We start from the raw sequence: 418 nt of genomic DNA on the forward strand, positions 1-418 counted from the left end.
TTGGCGAGGGTGCGTATGGTGTCAAACTTAATGGGGAAGGGTATGTTTACAATAATACCGTGATAAAGAACACCACAGGCCTTCGATGGGATAATAGTACAGGCGAGTTCTACAATAACATATCTACGTGGAATGCGTATACTGACTACTATGTATGGCAGAATTGGTCTGGGCTTACATCCTCACATAATATTGCATCGGATAGTACAGGGCCAAACGAAGACCACAACAACTTATCAGTAAAATTTCTTGATCCCTTAGTAGACGACTATTCACTGCACCCGCTTGATCTCGTTGCTTTCGACCAGGGAATGGAGTTATCACAAGCTTCTTACCCTTTCAATACAGATCACAACTCACTCTTGAGAGCAGGCGCATGGGATATAGGTGCTTATACGCTCCACTCTGGCTCAATAGA

At 43.8% G+C, this 418-nt stretch carries 1 protein-coding gene; it reads left to right on the forward strand.

The window, feature by feature from the left end; genetic code table 11:
* Positions 1-418 (forward strand): hypothetical protein (locus tag A3756_RS27395; protein ID WP_197481202.1); only part of this gene is annotated, 418 nt, incomplete at both ends.

The sequence above is a fragment of the Oleiphilus sp. HI0086 genome (assembly GCF_001635225.1).